The sequence below is a fragment of the Gordonia asplenii genome, from assembly GCF_012933505.1.
GTDB classification, from domain to species: domain Bacteria; phylum Actinomycetota; class Actinomycetes; order Mycobacteriales; family Mycobacteriaceae; genus Gordonia; species Gordonia asplenii.
Genome location: NZ_JABBNB010000049.1, coordinates 18380 through 32221, shown reverse-complemented (window position 1 = coordinate 32221; position 13842 = coordinate 18380). Strand labels below are relative to the sequence as shown.

Sequence of the window (13842 nt, the reverse complement as noted above, 5' to 3'; positions counted from 1 at the left end):
GAGGGGATGGCGAGGCGAGGTTGCCAACTTGGGTCAATCCCGTTGAACCAGTAGGGCTTTCGGGCCTCGCAGCAGCGTCCGCGTCGACGAGAACGTCCGGCAACCGCGGGGGAGCAGGTCCGACACGAGACACTGGTTTCGAGACTCGACGAGGAGTTCACGCCTCCCATCGCAGCGCGGTGGCGAGGCGCTTCACCGAGGCGTCGATGCCCAGCTCCTCCACCAACCCCGCCAGCGCAGCCGCATCGGCCGGGGCGGACGGCAGGGTATCGGTGCCGTCGCCGTCGGTCTCGACGATCTGCGCGTCGGTGGCGACGGTGACCACCGTGCGGGCCGCGGCGAGATAGTCCGTGGCGGCCTTGAGCGCATTGCGGGGGCGAGCCGCCAGGCTCGACGCCGGGTCGTGGGCGGCCGCCTCGAGCGCGTCGAGACTGCCGTATTCGTTGAGCAGCTTCGCGCCGGTCTTCTCGCCGATCCCCGCCACGCCGGGCAGACCGTCGGACGGATCGCCGCGCAGCATCGACATCTCGGCGTAGCCGACGCCTGCGCGCCGGGGGTCGAGGCCGTATTTCTCGGCGACTTCGACCGGACCCATGAGTTCGGCTTTCGACAGTCCACGCCCGACGTAGAACACCCGGACCGTGACGGGGTCGTCGGCGACCACCTGCAACAGGTCGCGGTCGCCCGACACCACGATCACGTCGTCGTCGGCCTCGGCGAAGGCGAGCGTTCCGATCACGTCGTCGGCCTCGTAGCCGACCGCTCCGGCACTGGAGATGCCCGCTGCGGCAAGAACATTCATGATCATATCGACCTGCGGCGTTAAGGTGTCGGGGACCTCTTCGACGTCGGGGGCGACCTCGGACGTCTCGGCAACTCGATGCGCTTTGTAGGACGGGATGAGTTCGGTGCGGAATGCGGGGCGCCAATCGAGGTCGAGGCACACGACCAGGCGCGTCGGCTCATGTTTGGTGACCAGCGCCGCGATGGTGTCGATGAACCCGCGCACCGCGTTGACCGGTCGTCCGTCGGGGGCGGTCATCTTCTCCGGCAGAGCGTAGAAGGAGCGAAACCAGAGGCTTGCGCCGTCGAGGAGCATCAGGGTTCCAGGCATGCTGACCACTCTGTCAGATCGCATCGCTACGCTGACAGGCATGTCAGACTCATCGCTGCTGCCGGTGTCCAGCTATGCCCATCGTCTTGCTGAGGCCGCCCGCCTGGCCGCCGACGTCGGCGTCGATCTGCTGATGGTGAGTCCGGGGCCGGACCTGGAGTATCTGATCGGTTCGCGCGCACAGACTTTCGAGCGACTTACCGTGCTCGTCGTACCGTCGGCCGTCGGTGCGCAACCGTTCGTGGTGGTACCGCAACTGGAGTTGGCGTCGCTGTCGGAGTCGGCGGCGGGCGCACTGGAATTGCCGCTGCACCCGTGGGTCGATGGCGCGGATCCGTATGCGTTGGCGTTGGCCGACGCGGGTGCGAATCCTGTTGTCGCAGTGTCAGATTCGATGCCCGCACTGCACCTCGTGCCGATCGCGCAGCGGATCGGCACGACGCCGCGGTTGGCCACCGCGGTGTTGCGTGAGCTGCGAATGATCAAGGACGCCACCGAGATCGCGGCGTTGCGCGAGGCGGGCGCGGCCATCGACCGCGTGCACGCGCGAATGGGGGAGTTCCTGGTGCCCGGACGCACCGAGCACGAGGTCGCCGACGACATCGCAGCCGCGATCGTCGCCGAGGGCCATACGTCGGCGGCGTTCGTGATCGTCGGGTCGGGACCGCATGGCGCCGACCCGCATCACGAGTACTCCGAGCGCGTCATCGGCGCCGACGACGTCGTGGTGATCGACATCGGCGGGCCGGTGCCGACCGGCTACAACTCGGACTCCACCCGCACGTACTGCTTCGGCGAGCCGCCCGCCGACGTCGCCGCCGCGATCGCCGTCCTGGAACGGGCCCAAATTGCGGCGACCGCGGCGGTGCGCCCCGGCGTGAGCGCCGAGTCGGTCGACGCCGCGGCACGCGATCTGCTGGCGCAGGCGGGCCTGGCGGACGCGTTCATCCACCGGACCGGCCACGGCATCGGACTGTCGGTGCACGAGGAGCCCTACATCGTCGGCGGCAACGACATCGCGCTGCGACCCGGAATGGCCTTCTCCATCGAGCCGGGCATCTACTTCCCGGGCAAGTGGGGCGCCCGCATCGAGGACATCGTGATCGTGACCGACGACGGCTGCGAGTCGGTGAACAAGCGCCCTCGCGGCTTGACGGTGCTGCCGGCGAAAAGCTGAGGCGGAGTAGGCGATTCGGTGGCGGGGCTGACCCCGCCGCCCCAGCGCGAGCGCGCCGACGGCATTCGCCGCAACGCACCCGAACTCGAAACAGGCGCGACGCAACCGGCCACCGGTGTCAAACGTGGGTATTACCCCCGATGCAGCGCATTTACCCCCTCTGACCTGCGGCGATGCCATGGGTAGTTCTCCCCATCGACGCCCTTGGCGAATTCTCATAACGTTCTCACCAACACCACAAGCTAACTGCTCACAGCGTCAATGACCTTGGGGCACACCACAGGTAGTGAGGATGAGAAATGACCGCAGCACTGATTTCGCAGGGTTACGCCGTCGACCACAGCGCTCGGCGGCGCGCCGAGTCCGTCCGTCGCCACGAGGATGCGTTGGCGCGCTTGGCGGCTCGCCGGATGCCGTTGCCGGGGCAGCAGCCCTCCACTTGGCCGGTGAGCGCCGGGCAGCGTCGCCGACCGCTACTTCGTGAGGTGAAAGTTCCTGTGCTTGAACATGATTCGATCGAGATCAACGATGAGGCCGATGTCCAGACGCGCACCGACTCGCATGTGCGCACCGATCTGCCGCGCCCGGTGCTGACGCCGCGTGAGGCCGAGGTGCTGCGCACGTGGCTACTGGTGGATTCCAAGCCGGCCGTCGGCCAGGAACTGTTCATCTCGCTGGGCACGGTGAACACCCACCTGACCCGAATCCGCGCCAAGTACGCCGAGATCGGCCGTCCGGCACCGACGAAGGCCGGTCTGGTGGCTCGCGCGGTGCAGGACGGGCTCATCTCGCTCGACGAGCTGTAGTCCGGTCCGCGCCGGCGCGTTCGGCGGATTTCTCCGGGTGGCGGGGGCGGTGGGTGTTGGTTGTGGCCACGGGGGCGCGGTAGGCGATACTTATCCCCGTGGCAACCATCGAAGAGATTTTGCAGGTCGAGGCGATCGAGGCGAACATTTTTCGCGGGCCGTCGTATCCGTCGTATTTGACCCGCACATTCGGGGGACAGGTTGCCGGGCAGGCGTTGGTTTCGGCGACGCGCACGGTTCCGGAAGCGTTTCACGTGCATTCGTTGCACGGCTATTTTCTGCGGCCGGGCAATCCGGATATCCCCGCGGTGTTCCTGGTCGATCGGATCCGTGACGGCCGTTCGTTCGTGACACGCCGGGTGACCGGTGTGCAGAACGGCGAGGCGATCTTCACGATGTCGGCGTCGTTCCACGTACTCGGCAACGAGGGTATCGAGCATCAGGACACGATGCCGCCCGCGCCCGGACCGGAGGGTTTGCGCAGCCGGGCGGAGGAGCAGCCCGCGCACATGATCTCGGTGATTCGCGAGTGGGAGAACTTCGATCTGCGCGTAGTGCCGCGCGATCAGTTGACCATGACTCCCGGGCTGGCGGCCCAGCAGCAGGTCTGGTTCCGCTACCGGCATCCGTTGCCCGACGACCAGGTCTTTCACGTCTGCACACTCGCGTATATGAGCGACATGACATTGCTCGGGTCGGCGAATGTGATCCACCCCGACGTGCATCCGCAGGGTGCGTCGCTCGACCACGCGATGTGGTTCATGCGTCCGTTCCGCGCCGACGAATGGTTGCTGTACGACCAGGCGTCGCCGTCGGCTGGGTCGGGGCGCGCGCTGACCCAGGGGCGAATCTTCAACCGGGCGGGGGAGTTGGTCGCGGCGGTCACACAGGAAGGCCTCGCGCGGACCGGCCGCAACCAGACCCTCGAGCAGCAGATCGGCAAAGTGACCAGGTGAGTGATGTGAATGTGACCGGCGCGGTGTCGCGACCGGTCATCGGAGTGTTGGCGCTGCAAGGAGATGTGCGCGAGCACGTCGCGGCGCTGCAGGCCAGCGGCGCCGACGCGATCGCGGTGCGTCGTCCGGGTGAACTGGAGGAGATCGACGGCATCGTGCTGCCCGGCGGCGAGTCGACGACGATGAGCAAGCTGCTCGGCGTGTTCGACCTGTTCGATCCGCTGCGCGCGAAGCTGCTCGACGGTCTGCCGGCGTATGGATCCTGTGCGGGCATGATCATGCTCAGTTCCCGGATCCTGGACACCCGACCGGACGCGCGGCATCTCGACGTGCTGGATATCACGGTGCGGCGCAACGCCTTCGGTCGCCAGGTCGAGTCTTTCGAGGCGGATATCGACTTCGCCGGGATCACCGATGCGCCCGGCGCGGCGAAGATGCGTGGCGTGTTCATCCGCGCTCCGTGGGTGGAGGAGGCGGGTCCGGGGGTGACCGTCCTGGCGCGGGTGCCCGACGGTCCGGCCGCGGGGCGGATCGTCGCCGTCGAGCAGGGATCGGTGATCGCGACATCGTTTCATCCGGAGGTGACCGGCGATCGACGGGTGCACGAATATTTCGTCGCCAAGGTGCGTCGGTAAGATCACACGGGTTGCAGTACGCGGTGAGCGTGGAAATTCCGGTGCCGGGAGTCGGCACCGACGTGCGAGGGAAGGCTGAGCAGCGATGAGTGGACATTCCAAGTGGGCCACCACCAAACACAAGAAGGCGGCGATTGACGCCAAGCGCGGCAAGATGTTCGCGAAGTTGATCAAGAACATCGAGGTCGCCGCACGGACCGGGGGCGGTGACCCGGCGGGCAATCCCACGCTGTTCGACGCGATTCAGAAGGCCAAGAAGTCGTCGGTGCCCAACGACAACATCGAGCGCGCCCGCAAGCGCGGCGGCGGTGAGGAGGCCGGCGGCGCCGACTGGCAGACCATCACCTACGAGGGGTACGGACCCAACGGCGTGGCGGTGCTGATCGAGTGCCTGACCGACAACCGCAACCGCGCCGCCGGCGAGGTGCGCACGGCGATGACCCGCAACGGCGGGAACATGGCCGACCCCGGATCGGTGGCCTATCTGTTCACCCGCAAGGGTGTCGTCACCCTGGAGAAGGGCGAGCAGACCGAGGACGACATCCTGATGGCGGTCCTGGAGGCCGGGGCCGAGGAAGTCAACGACCTGGGCGAGACCTTCGAGGTCGTCTCCGAGCCGACCGACCTGGTGGCCGTGCGTTCGGCGCTGCAGGAGGCCGGCATCGACTACGAGTCGGCCGAGGCTGATTTCCGCGCATCCGTCGAGGTACCGGTCGACGCCGACGGTGCGCGCAAGGTGTTCAAGCTGATCGACGCGCTCGAAGACTCCGACGACGTGCAGAACGTGTACAGCAACGTCGACATCAGCGACGACGTACTCGCCGAACTCGACGCGGACTGACACCGCAACCCGTGTTGGTGGCGCCCGTTGTCTGACCCACCCACTAGACTCTCGAACAGCTGTTCGTTTGGAGTCGGAGGTGTGGTGTGCGGGTGATGGGAGTCGACCCCGGTTTGACCAGGTGCGGTATCGCGCTGGTGGAGTCGGGGACTGGGCGGTCGGTGATCGCGCTCGACGTCGACGTGGTGCGCACGCCCGCGGAGATGGAGCTCGCCGATCGTCTGCTCGCGGTGCACACCGCCGCGGTCCACTGGATCACGACGCACCACCCCGACGTCGTCGCGGTGGAGCGGGTGTTCGCGCAGAACCAGGTGTCCACGGCGATGGGCACCGCTCAAGCGGCCGGGGTGGTGGCGCTGGCCGCCGCCCAGCACGACATCCCGGTTCGATTCCACACGCCGTCGGAGGTCAAGGCCGCCGTCACCGGATCGGGTCGGGCCGACAAGGCGCAGGTCACCTCGATGGTCACCCGCATCCTGGGGATGCAGACCCGGCCCAAACCGGCCGACGCCGCCGACGCGCTGGCGTTGGCCATCACCCACTGCTGGCGTGGTCCGATGATGGAGCGGATGGCCGAGGCCGAACGCCGTGCCAAAGTCGCGCAACGGCACCATCAACAACGAATCGCCCAGGCGCGTGCCGCGGTACAGGCCGCGTCGAGCGCGCAGGAGGTACGAAAGTGATTGCGGCAGTTCGTGGTCCGGTGATCGACGTCGCCCTCGACCATGTCGTCGTCGACTGTGCGGGCGTCGGTTACCGCGTGCTGGTCACGCCGCCGACCCTGTCGTCGGCGCACCGTGGAGCGGAGATCACGCTGCTCACGGCGATGATCGTGCGTGAAGACTCGATGACGCTCTACGGGTTCACCGAACCGGAGTCGCGGGATCTGTTCGGCCTGTTGCAGACGGTCACCGGTGTCGGGCCGCGATTGGCGATGGCGACGCTCGCGGTCCTCGAGCCGGAGTCGTTGCGTCGTGCGCTGTCCGAGTCCGACGTCAAGTCGTTGATGACGGTGCCGGGAATCGGCAAGCGCGTCGCCGAGCGACTCGTCGTCGAATTGCGGGACAAGGTGTCGGCGGCGCCGTCGTCGGGGCCGGCCGGTTCGGTGGTCGCTCCGGTCGGATCGGTCGGCGATCAGGTGACCGAAGCCCTTGTGGGACTTGGCTTTCCGCTTGCGTCGGCGGAGAAGGCGGTCGCGGCGGTGCTCGCCGAGACGCCGGACGCGGATTCGGCGACGGCCCTGCGCGCCGGCCTGTCGATGCTCGGCAAGGGGACGAGGCGGTGACCGAGCCCGACGACGGCTGGACCGAGCGAACGGTCAACGCCGGACGGGTCAACACCGACGGCGACCTCGACGCCAACCTGCGTCCACGGTCGTTGTCGGACTTCATCGGTCAGCCCAAGGTGCGCGAACAACTCGAGCTGGTGCTGCACGGCGCGAAGGGCCGCGGCGGCACGCCCGATCACATCCTGCTGTCGGGGCCGCCGGGCCTGGGCAAGACATCGCTGGCGATGATCATCGCCAGCGAGATGGGCTCGGCGATCCGCGTCACCTCCGGGCCCGCGCTCGAACGCGCGGGCGACCTCGCGGCGATGCTGTCGAACCTCGTCGAAGGCGACGTGCTGTTCATCGACGAGATCCATCGCATCGCGCGCCCCGCCGAGGAGATGCTGTACCTCGCGATGGAGGACTTCCGCGTCGACGTGGTCGTCGGCAAGGGCCCGGGCGCCACCTCCATTCCACTCGACGTCGCGCCGTTCACGCTGGTCGGAGCCACCACGCGGTCCGGGTCGCTGACCGGACCGCTGCGCGACCGCTTCGGCTTCACCGCGCACATGGAGTTCTACGAGACCGCCGAGCTCGTCGCCGTGCTGACCCGGTCGGCGCGCATCCTCGGCATCCAGATCGACGAGGACTCGGCGTCGGAGATCGCCAGTCGCTCCCGCGGTACCCCGCGTATCGCCAACCGGCTGCTGCGCCGCGTCCGCGACTACGCCGAAGTGCGCGCCGACGGCACCATCACCGTCGCCATCGCGCAGGCGGCGTTGAAGGTGTACGACGTCGACGAGCTCGGCCTCGACCGCCTCGACCGCGCGGTCCTGGGATCGCTGGTCCGCGGATTCGGCGGGGGACCGGTCGGCGTCTCGACGCTGGCGGTCGCCGTCGGCGAAGAACCGGCCACCGTCGAAGAAGTGTGTGAGCCATTTCTCGTACGCGCCGGGATGATGGCCCGCACACCGCGTGGTCGAGTCGCGACGGCCGCCGCGTGGCACCACCTGGGCCTCACGCCGCCCGCGGGCGCGCTCAACGCCAGTTGGGGTGTCCGCAGCCGCGAGGATCAGACCACTACGCTGTTCGACGACGACCTGTAGTCGAGGCGTCGACGTGGCGAAAAGCCCGGCGATACGCGCCGTTCGCCCGGCGCATGGCACACTGGAGAAGATGCGCGGCGCATGGCGCTGCCGTTTGACCCGAACCCAAGTACTGAGGATTTAATCAACCATCATGAGTAGCCAACTGCTCTTTCCCCTGTTGCTCGTCCTGCTCGCCGGCTTCATGTACATGAGCATCCGCAAGCAGAAGAAGCGCATGGCTGAGGTTCAGGAGATGCAGAGCGCCGCGTCGACCGGTGCCCGCGTGCAGCTCACCTCGGGTCTGTACGGAACCATCATCGACTCGAACAAGGACGCGGTGGACGTCGAGATCGCACCCGGCGTCGTGACGCGCTGGAACAAGCTGGCCATCCGCGAGGTCGTGCCGACCGAGGATGCGGCCGCCACGTACCCGGGCGCCAACCTGGACGATGACGACGACGATGAGATCGTCGAGGCGACTCCGGCCGGCCCGAGCCTCACCAAGAATCTCGACGACGCCGCCGATGCACCCGCCGCCGATGCGGATGCCGAGGCCGCTGCAGACAAGCCTGCCGACGAGAAGTGACCTTTCGGTCCTGACACCGGTGCCGCCGTCGGGGCGTCACCGGCTGCCTCGCGCCACGACCACCTGAGATCGGACGCGCCTTGCCGTCCGCACCGAGGAGATCTGAACAACCGTGACTACCCCACGCCGGGCAACGGCAAAACGGTCCGCCCCGGGCCGTGAAGTACCCCCATGGCAGCCCCTGTCGGCCTTCATCGTCCTGCTGGCCGTGGTGTACGGCCTGATCGCCTTCACCGGTGGCGGCTCGTTCAGCCCGAAGCTGGGCATCGACCTGCAGGGCGGCACCCGGGTCACGTTGACCGCGCGTACCGAGGACGGTCGCAAACCCACCGCGCAGCAGCTCGACCAGGCCAAACAGATCATCGAGACGCGCGTCAACGCACGCGGTGTCGCGGGATCGGAAGTCGTGGTCAACGGTGACAACCTGGTCATCACGGTGCCCGGCGACGACGGCAAGCAGGCCCGGACCCTCGGTCAGACCGCGCGGCTGTTCGTGCGTCCGGTGGTCACGGTGACCGCGGCGACGCCGCAGAAGGCCAAGCCCCCGGTTCCGGAGAACCCCGACGAGTCGGCGTCGGAGCAGGCCGCGCAGCAGATCGCCGAGCAGCAGCAGCTGCGCCAGGCGCCGGCCAACGCCGATCAGAAGCGTCTGACCCAGCTGCAGGCGGAAATGGCCAAGGTGGATTGCTCGCCACAGGCCAACGATCCGTTGCTGGGCAACGACAAGTCCGATCAGTACCTGGTCGCCTGCTCGCAGGACGGCAAAGAGGTCTACCTGCTCGGCCCGCAGATCATCGACGGGCGCGACGTGAAGACGGCGTCGTCGAATCTGTCGCAGCAGTCCGGCGGTTGGGTGGTCAACGTCGAATTCAAGGATAAGGCCCGCGACTTCTGGCCGACCTACACCGGGCAGAACGTCGGCAAACAGACCGCGTTCACCCTCGATTCGCGGGTGGTGTCGGCGCCGCAGATCAACGGTGCGATCACCACACCGAGCACGGAGATCTCCGGAAACTTCAGCCAGAGTGAGGCCGAGGATCTCGCGAATGTGCTCAAGTACGGTTCGCTGCCGCTGTCGTTCAAGTCCTCCGACGCGGAAAGTGTTTCCGCGACACTGGGATTGGCGTCGCTCAAGGCAGGTCTGATCGCCGGACTGGCCGGATTGATCCTGGTGGCGATCTACGCGCTGGCCTACTACCGGATGCTCGGCTTCCTGACCATCGCGTCGCTGTTGCTCGCCGGCACGATGGTCTACGGAATCATCGTGCTGCTCGGCCGGTGGATCGGCTTCACCCTCGACCTCGCCGGCATCGCCGGCCTGATCATCGGCATCGGCATGACCGCCGACTCGTTCGTCGTGTACTTCGAACGCATCAAGGACGAGATACGCGACGGTCGAACGTTCCGCTCGGCGGTGCCGCGCGGCTGGGTCAGCGCCCGCCGCACGGTGTGGACCGGCAACGCGGTCAGCTTGATCGCGGCCGTCGTGATCTACCTGCTCGCCGTCGGCGAGGTGCGCGGTTTCGCGTTCACCCTCGGCCTGACAACCATTCTCGACGTCGTGATCGTCTTCCTCGTCACCCACCCGCTGGTGGTCTTGGCGACTCGCTCGGAGTTCCTGTCCCGGCCGGGCGTCAACGGTCTGGGTGCGGTCAGTGAGGTGGCCCGCTCGCGTCGCGAAGCGCGTAAGAACGCCGTCGCCCGGCATGCCGCCGCGCAGAACGAAGGGGCGCAGCGATGAGCTTCTCCAGCAAGGGATTCGACTCCAACGACAGCCTGACCGGCCGCGCCGGGGGAGCGGGCAAGAACCCGCCGCGCATACCGCTGCAGAAGCAGACCGGTGGCCGACGGCGCAAGCCCGAGCCGCTCGACGCCAGCGGCGGCGAGGCCGGATCCGACTTCGTGCCGGTCGACAACCCCACCGGCGACGAGACCACCGAGCTGGCCGAGGTCTCGCCCGCGACGTCGGCGCCGGACGCCGACTACGTGGCCGACTCCAAGCGATCGTTTCTGTCCCGGCTCTACACCGGTACCGGCGCCTTCGAGGTCGTCGGCAAACGCAAGATGTGGTACATCGTCACCGCGGTGATCATCGCCGTGTCGATCCTGTCGATCGCGACCAGACAGTTCAGTTTCGGCATCGACTTCGAGGGCGGCACGCAGATCTCCGTGCCGTCGTCGTCGGCGGTCACCACCGACTCGGTGTCGAAGGTCTTCTCGGAAGCCCTGGGGCAGGCTCCCGAATCCGTGCAGACCGCGGGAACCGGCGCCAGCCAGACGATCGTGGTGCGCACCGAAGCACTGTCGCTGGATCAGAACCGCAAGATCGAGGACGCGCTCGCCGAGAAGTTCAAACCGGAACTGACGCGCAACGAGATCTCGGTCTCCGACGTCAGCTCCACCTGGGGCAAAGAGATCACTCAGAAGATGCTGATCGCGCTGCTGGTGTTCCTGGTGGTGGTGACGGTGTACATCGCGGTGCGCTTCGACAAGGAGATGTCGATCGCGGCGTTGGCGTCGTTGTTCTTCGACATCATCTGCACCGCCGGTGCGTACTCGCTGATCGGCTGGGAAGTGACCCCCGCGACCGTCATCGGTCTGCTCACGATCCTCGGCTTCTCGCTGTACGACACCGTCGTCGTGTTCGACAAGGTCGCCGAGAACACCCGGTCGGTGCTGTCGACGACGCGCCGCACGTATGCCGAGCAGGCCAACCTGGCGGTCAACCAGACGCTGATGCGCTCGATCAACACCACGGTGATCTCGGTGCTGCCGATCATCTCGCTGATGGTGATCGCGGTCTGGATGCTCGGCGTCGGAACCCTCAAGGACCTCGCATTGATCCAGCTGGTCGGTGTGATCGTGGGCGCGTACTCCTCGATCTTCCTCGCCGCGCCGCTGCTGGTGACGCTCAAGGAACGCCGCGACGACGTGTCGCGGCACACCAAGCGGGTGCTGGATCGTCGGGCGAAGATCGCCGCTGGCGAGCCGGTGACGGTCGCCGCAGGTGCGGTCGCCACCGCGAGTCCGAGCGGCAAACGGCGTCGAGCACGTTAACCTCACTCACTGTGCATAGCTTCTCCAAGCGCCTCCGCGGTCGTCGCGGCCTCCGGGCCGCGGCGGCCGCGCTCGGTCTGATCGCGGGTATGGGTGTGGTATCCGGATGCGGCGACGCCGGACCACCGACGGTGAACTACCTCGTCGACGCCCGATTCAGCACCTACAACGCCAACTCGGTGACCGGCAACTCCGACGGCGTGCTGATGGCATTCACCCGGGTACTGCCGGGCTTCAGCTTCCTCGGATCGTCGGGCCAGGTGATTCCCGACCACGACATCGGCACCGCCACGCAGGTGCCGGGGCCGTCGCTGACCGTTCGATACGACTTCAACCCTAAGGCCGTGTTCTCCGACGGTCACGCCATCACCTGCGACGATCTCTACCTTTCCTGGGCCGCGCAGAGCGGCAGATTCGGCGGTTTCGCGCCGGCCACGACGGCGGGCTACCGCGACATCGCCGACGTCGCCTGCACCGCGGGTGCGCGCACCGCCACGGTCACCTTCGCCAAGGGCCGCGACTATCGTGACTGGCTCGGACTGTTCGGCGCGGGAACGTTGCTGCCCAGCCACGTCGTCGCGCGCGATGCCGGGGTACCCGACGTCGTCGGTCCGCTCCGCGCGAACAATCGCGCGGCGCTGGCTAAGATCGCCACCGCGTGGAACACCGGGTTCACGCTGCGGCCGGGCAGCCCGGTCGACGCCGCGCGCTTCCTGTCGTCGGGCCCGTATGTGATCGACTCGCTCAGCGCCACCGGCGGTCTGGTCCTCAAGCGCAACGACAAGTGGTGGGGCGACCAGGCCGCCACCGAGCGGGTGACGGTGTGGAGCACGTCGTCGAAGCCGACCGATCTGCCCGGCGGATTCGACGTCGTCGACATCGCCGACGGGTCGGTCGCCGACCGTGACGGCCGTTCGGCCGCCGACCAACTCAAACCGGCGCAGGTGACCCTCGCCGACCCGCGTCGGGCACTCGGCGTCGATGAGATCGTGTTGCGCACCAGCGGTGTCTTCGCCGATCCGGCGGCCCGGCAGGCGTTTGCCTCGTGTGTGCCGCGCGATGTGTTGACCCGGCAGTTCGGCCGGGGCGCGCAGCAGTGGAACCAGCGTTTCGGCGCACCCGCGGACACGCTCGCCGCGGCCGTCAACGGGGAATTCGGCAGGCGCTACCAGCGCGCCGACCTCGCCCGGGCACGCGAATTGAAGGGCGACCGGCCGCTCACAGTCCGGATGGCCTACCGCGGTCGCGACGCGCGCAGCAAAGCTATGGTCGCTGTCATCGCCGACTCCTGCAAACAGGCCGGCATCACCGTCTCCGACACGGCGTCGCCGACGACGACCGCCACCGATCTCGGCCGCAGCGTCGATGCGATGCTGCTGTCGAGCGGCGTCAGCTTCGCGGCCACCGGTGCGTTCGATCCGACCCGCAGCAGCTACCAGTTGCGCGGCGGTGATCCGCTGAACATCGGCGACTTCCGGGATCCGGCGGTGTCGGACGGCGTCGATCAGCTCGCGGTCGCCACTAATTCCGAGGACCGACTGCGCCTGATTCGCCTCATCGAGAACGCCGCCTGGCAGGGGGTCGCATCGATCCCGCTGTTCGCCACTCCCCGGCAACAGGGATTCGCCGCGTCGATGGGCAACGTCGTGCCGAGTGCCGCCCGCAGCGGAACCGGATGGAACATGGATCGGTGGAAGGTGAGCACCAAATGACCGACGGTGAGGCCGCGCCCGCCGAGACCCTCGACGACAGCGACGATGCCGCTCGCTCACTCGACGCCGCCCGCCGCGCGATCGCGACGCACACCCGGCTGGTGCCCGACTTTCCGCAGCCCGGGATCGCATTCAAGGATCTGACGCCGGTGCTGGCCGACCCCGTCGGCCTGGCCTCGGTGGTGACCGCGCTGACCCACGGGTGCGGCGACGTCGACCTCGTCGCGGGCATCGACGCGCGCGGATTCCTGCTCGGCGGGGCCGTCGCCCGGGAACTCGGCGTCGGGGTGCTGGCCGTCCGTAAGGCTGGTAAGCTCCCGCCGCCGGTGCACACGCGCACCTACGACCTCGAATACGGTAGCGCCGCACTGGAAATACCCGCCGGCGCCGTCGAACTCCAGGGTCGCCGGATCCTGCTGATCGACGACGTGCTCGCGACCGGCGGAACAGTCGTCGCGGCCGCACAGCTGCTGATCTCGGCGGGGGCCACGGTGTCGTCGATCGCCGTCATCATGGAACTCGCAGGTCTCGGCGGTCGTGCGGCCGTCGCCCGCGAGCTAGGGGAAACAACAGCGGTCCACACGCTGACGACGGACTGAACTG

14 protein-coding genes are annotated in these 13842 nt (G+C 67.7%); 13 read left to right on the top strand and 1 reads right to left on the bottom strand.

Features of this window, described 5'->3' with window-relative positions; all coding sequences use genetic code 11:
- Window positions 1-157 precede the first annotated feature (157 nt).
- Complete coding sequence (locus HH308_RS28015; protein WP_170197579.1) at window positions 158-1099, bottom strand: 5'-3' exonuclease; 942 nt, start codon at window positions 1097-1099, stop codon at window positions 158-160.
- Window positions 1100-1154: 55 nt separating this feature from the next.
- On the opposite strand from HH308_RS28015, the gene HH308_RS28010 reads away from it, so the two are divergent.
- The 13 genes from HH308_RS28010 to HH308_RS27950 all read left to right on the top strand — a co-directional run bounded on the left by HH308_RS28010 (window position 1155) and on the right by HH308_RS27950 (window position 13838).
- Window positions 1155-2291 (top strand): M24 family metallopeptidase, encoded by a 1137-nt coding sequence (locus tag HH308_RS28010; protein WP_211188937.1) that lies wholly within the window; start codon window positions 1155-1157, stop codon window positions 2289-2291.
- A gap of 299 nt (window positions 2292-2590) precedes the next feature.
- Complete coding sequence (locus HH308_RS28005) at window positions 2591-3097, top strand: helix-turn-helix transcriptional regulator (RefSeq protein WP_170197572.1); 507 nt, start codon at window positions 2591-2593, stop codon at window positions 3095-3097.
- Window positions 3098-3195: 98 nt separating this feature from the next.
- Window positions 3196-4053, top strand: a complete 858-nt coding sequence (locus tag HH308_RS28000; protein WP_170197571.1) for an acyl-CoA thioesterase — start codon at window positions 3196-3198, stop codon at window positions 4051-4053.
- Complete coding sequence (gene pdxT / locus HH308_RS27995; RefSeq protein WP_312870878.1) at window positions 4050-4688, top strand: pyridoxal 5'-phosphate synthase glutaminase subunit PdxT; 639 nt, start codon at window positions 4050-4052, stop codon at window positions 4686-4688. The genes HH308_RS28000 and pdxT overlap by 4 nt, the downstream gene beginning before the upstream one ends.
- Window positions 4689-4773: 85 nt before the next feature.
- Window positions 4774-5529 (top strand): YebC/PmpR family DNA-binding transcriptional regulator, encoded by a 756-nt coding sequence (locus HH308_RS27990; protein WP_170197570.1) that lies wholly within the window; start codon window positions 4774-4776, stop codon window positions 5527-5529.
- An 86-nt stretch (window positions 5530-5615) separates the two neighbouring features.
- Window positions 5616-6212: a crossover junction endodeoxyribonuclease RuvC gene (gene ruvC / locus HH308_RS27985; RefSeq protein ID WP_170197569.1), complete on the top strand. Its 597-nt coding sequence runs from the start codon at window positions 5616-5618 to the stop codon at window positions 6210-6212.
- Entirely contained in the window at window positions 6209-6814 is a 606-nt protein-coding gene (ruvA, locus tag HH308_RS27980) for a Holliday junction branch migration protein RuvA (RefSeq protein WP_170197568.1), read from the top strand. Before ruvC ends, ruvA begins: the two co-directional genes overlap by 4 nt.
- Window positions 6811-7902, top strand: a complete 1092-nt coding sequence (gene ruvB / locus HH308_RS27975) for a Holliday junction branch migration DNA helicase RuvB (protein ID WP_170197567.1) — start codon at window positions 6811-6813, stop codon at window positions 7900-7902. The genes ruvA and ruvB overlap by 4 nt, the downstream gene beginning before the upstream one ends.
- 133 nt (window positions 7903-8035) lie before the next feature.
- Window positions 8036-8470, top strand: coding sequence for a preprotein translocase subunit YajC (yajC, locus tag HH308_RS27970; protein WP_170197566.1), 435 nt, complete (start codon window positions 8036-8038; stop codon window positions 8468-8470).
- A gap of 112 nt (window positions 8471-8582) precedes the next feature.
- A complete protein-coding gene (gene secD, locus HH308_RS27965) occupies window positions 8583-10211 on the top strand; it encodes a protein translocase subunit SecD (protein ID WP_170197565.1) in 1629 nt (542 codons plus the stop codon).
- The gene (secF, locus tag HH308_RS27960; protein WP_246284900.1) at window positions 10208-11527 is read left to right on the top strand and encodes a protein translocase subunit SecF; all 1320 of its coding nucleotides are present in this window, start codon (window positions 10208-10210) and stop codon (window positions 11525-11527) included. Before secD ends, secF begins: the two co-directional genes overlap by 4 nt.
- Before the next feature lie 11 nt (window positions 11528-11538).
- On the top strand, window positions 11539-13239 hold the full coding sequence (locus HH308_RS27955; protein ID WP_312870877.1) for an ABC transporter substrate-binding protein: 1701 nt from the start codon (window positions 11539-11541) through the stop codon (window positions 13237-13239).
- The gene (locus HH308_RS27950; protein ID WP_170197564.1) at window positions 13236-13838 is read left to right on the top strand and encodes an adenine phosphoribosyltransferase; all 603 of its coding nucleotides are present in this window, start codon (window positions 13236-13238) and stop codon (window positions 13836-13838) included. The genes HH308_RS27955 and HH308_RS27950 overlap by 4 nt, the downstream gene beginning before the upstream one ends.
- The last annotated feature ends 4 nt before the right edge of the window (window positions 13839-13842 follow it).